Here is a 2,880-nt window from a genome sequence, read left to right on the forward strand (position 1 = left end):
CTCCCCATCAAGGGGAGGTATGGAGTATGTCGAAGCGCTTCAGCAATCTCCCCTACCTCCCCCTCGTGGGGAGGTCCGGCGGCGCGCTGGCGCTCACGTAGCGAAGCGGTAGCGCATCGATACGCGCCGCTGGGGTGGGGGCTAAAGTGCCCAGCCGTTCCATGAAAGGCGTGCCCTACACCAGCATCGTCACGGGGTCTTCGAGATAGGCCTTGAACGCGGCGAGCAGCTCGGCGCCGAGCGCGCCGTCGATGACCCGGTGATCGGCGGAGAGTGTCGCGCTCATCATGGTGGCGATCTTCACCGCGTCGTCCTTGACGATGGCCTTCTTCTCGGCGCGCCCGACCGCGAGGATCGAGCTCTGCGGCGGGTTGATCACCGCCTCGAAGCTATCGATGCCGTACATGCCGAGATTGGAGATGGCGGTGGCGCCCCTTGATATTCGTGCGGCGCAAACGTTTCGAGCGCGCGCGCTCCGCGAGATCGCGCATCTCGTTGGAGATCTCCGACAGGCTCTTGACCTCGGCGCTGCGGATCACCGGCGTGTGCAGGCCGCCGCCTTCGAGCGCCACGGCCACGGCGATGTCCGAGGAGCGGTGCCGCAGGATGCCCTGTTCGGTCCACGTGGCGTTGGCGCCGGGCACGGTCTGCAGCGCATGGCCATGGCCTTGATGATGAAGTCGTTGAGCGAGAGCTTGAACATGCGCGGGCCGTTGTCCGGCGCCATGTCGTTGAGGCGTTTGCGGGCGGCCAGCAGCGCGTCCAACTGGCATTCGATGTTGAGATAGAAATGCGGGATGGTTTGCTTGGCGAGCGTCAGCCGCTCGGCGATCAAGCGGCGCATGGTGTCGTGGGGCACGAGCTCGTAGCTGCCGGGCTCGTACATGGCGAGCACCTGCTTGTCCGAGAGGCCTTGCGATGGCGCCGGCGCGCGCATCACCTCGCCGCGGGACGGCGTGTCGTGAGTCGGCTCGCCCTGTGACGGCGCTTCCGCTGCTTCGGCGTTTTCCGTCGGTGCGGCGGGCGATTCCGGCGCGGCGTGCTCTACGTCGCGAAGCACGATGCGCCCGTGGGGGCCGGAGCCTTTGAGCGCGGCGAGATCGATCCCGCGCTCGCTGGCGATGCGCCGGGCCAGGGGCGAGGCGAACACGCGCCTGCCGTGATCGCCTTTGCCGTTGCCGTTCGCCATGATCTGCGCGGCGATGCGGCTCATCACGTGTTCCGGCGAGCCTTCGTGTTCGTGATCGATCGTGTTCTCCGCCATCGCGTCAGTCCCGGTAGCAGACGGCCTTGACCGCCTGCACGATGAGATCCACCGACGGCAGCGCGAGCTTTTCGAGATTGGCGGCATAGGGCATGGGCACGTCGGCGCCGGTGACCTTGGTGGGCGGCGCATCCAGATAGTCGAAAGCTCGTGACGTGACTTGCGCGCAGATCTCCGAGCCGATGGAGCAGACGGGCCAGCCCTCCTCGACGGTGACGAGCCGGTTGGTCTTCTTAACCGAGGCGACCACCGTGTCGATGTCGAGGGGCCGCAAGGTGCGCAGATCGATGATTTCCGCCGAGATGCCCTCCTCCGCCAGCTGTTTCGCGGCTTCAAGCGTGTACGCAAGCCCGCGCGAATACGACACGAGGGTTACGTCGGCGCCTTCGCGGGCGATGCGCGCCTTGCCGATGGGCAGCACGAAGTCGTCGAGCTTCGGCACCTCGAACTTTTGGCCGTAGAGAATTTCGTTCTCGAGAAAGACGACCGGACTGTTGTCGCGGATCGCGGCCTTCAACAGTCCTTTGGCGTCCGCCGCCGTGTAGGGCGCGATGACCTTCAGCCCGGGCACATGCGCATACCAGGAGGAATAGTCCTGGCTGTGCTGGGCGGCGACGCGGGCGGCCGCGCCGTTCGGTCCGCGGAAGACGATGGGGCAGTGCATCTGGCCGCCGGACATATAGAGCGTCTTGGCGGCGGAGTTGATGACGTGGTCGATCGCCTGCATGGCGAAGTTCCAGGTCATGAACTCCACGATGGGCCGAAGGCCGGCGAAGCCTGCACCGACACCGACGCCGGCAAAGCCGTACTCGGTGATGGGCGTGTCGATCACGCGGCGTTCGCCGAACTCCTCGAGCAGGCCTTGGGTGATTTTGTAGGCGCCTTGATACTCGCCCACCTCCTCGCCCATCACGAACACATCTTTGTCGCGGCGCATCTCCTCGGCCATGGCGTCGCGCAGCGCCTCGCGCACGGTCATGGTGACCATCTCCGTGCCGGGCGGAATCTCGCTTCCGCGACCGGCTCCTCGGGTGCGGTCTGCGGTCCGGCAGGCGCTTCCTCGACCTCGGGCTCGGTCTCGCCGAAATCCGGCGCAGGCTCCTCGTCGCGCGTCTCATCGCCGGGCGTCTCCTGGCCCGGCGTCTTGGCGCTGAACGGATCGGACGGCGCCTCTTCTTCCGCGTCCCAGTAGGGAGCGTCGGAGGAAGCGTGTTTACTCCCTCTCCCCGCTCAGGAGAGGGAGAAGGAGCGGTCGCCTCACCCGCGTCCTCGCTGTCGGTGAGCAGGAAGGCGATGGGCTTGTTGACCGGAATGTGCTCGGTGCCTTCCGGCACCAGCAGCTTGCCCATGGTGCCGTCGTCGATGGCTTCCACTTCCATGGTCGCCTTGTCGGTCTCGATCTCGGCGATCACGTCGCCGGTCTGCACGGCGTCGCCTTCGCGCACGTGCCATTTGGCGAGCGTGCCCTCCTCCATGGTGGGCGAAAGCGCGGGCATGAGAATTTCCGTCGGCATTAGCGGCCCGTGCTCACGTCGCCATCACGTCGGTCCACAGCTCGTCCGGGTCCGGCTCGGGATCGGCTTGCGCGAAGTCCGCCGCCGCGTTGACGATGGCGC

General features: G+C 66.5%; 2 pseudogenes. Both read right to left on the minus strand.

Annotated elements, in window-relative coordinates:
• Nucleotides 1–175: 175 nt before the first annotated feature.
• Nucleotides 176–1,351, minus strand: a pseudogene (locus AUC71_RS22790) (2-oxo acid dehydrogenase subunit E2).
• Nucleotides 1,269–2,778: pseudogene (locus AUC71_RS17955) on the minus strand (pyruvate dehydrogenase complex E1 component subunit beta). Before AUC71_RS17955 ends, AUC71_RS22790 begins: the two co-directional pseudogenes overlap by 83 nt.
• Between the last annotated feature and the right edge of the window lie 102 nt (nt 2,779–2,880).

It is taken from the genome of Methyloceanibacter marginalis, assembly GCF_001723295.1.
Taxonomy (GTDB): Bacteria; Pseudomonadota; Alphaproteobacteria; order Rhizobiales; family Methyloligellaceae; genus Methyloceanibacter; species Methyloceanibacter marginalis.